This window comes from Sulfitobacter sp. HI0129 (assembly GCF_001635395.1).
GTDB lineage: Bacteria > Pseudomonadota > Alphaproteobacteria > Rhodobacterales > Rhodobacteraceae > Sulfitobacter.
Genome location: NZ_LWGH01000023.1, coordinates 1 through 382, shown reverse-complemented (window position 1 = coordinate 382; position 382 = coordinate 1). Strand labels below are relative to the sequence as shown.

Annotated in this window: 1 protein-coding gene; it reads right to left on the bottom strand. The window is 56.5% G+C overall.

Annotated elements, in window-relative coordinates:
* Positions 1-382 (bottom strand): FAD-dependent monooxygenase (locus A3764_RS00275; RefSeq protein WP_201722372.1); only part of this gene is annotated, 382 nt, incomplete at both ends.

The following is a 382-nucleotide window of genomic DNA, read 5'->3' as shown; positions in this document are numbered from 1 at the left end:
CTCGTTCACCCAGTAGACCACCATATGCTTTTTCGGGCCCATCCAGTTCACGAAGATATGGGGCTGATAGTCACGCGGGATCTTGTCTGCGGGAATCATGACGCGCCAGGCGACATTGCCGGTGAATTTGGGCTTCTCCTTGCCGTGCATCTGTTCGCGCACGACGGAATGGATACCGTCTGCACCGACCAAAATGTCTCCCTGCATGCGCTCACCGCTTGCGAGCGTCAACACTACGCCGTCCGCGTCCTCGGTATAGGATGCAACCGTCGAATTGAGGTGAATGGCTCCGGGCTTCAGTTCTTCCACCCGATTGGCAAGGATGGAGTGAAGATCGGGACGGTAGACATGATAATAGGGTGCGCCGAACCTGTCTTCGTGC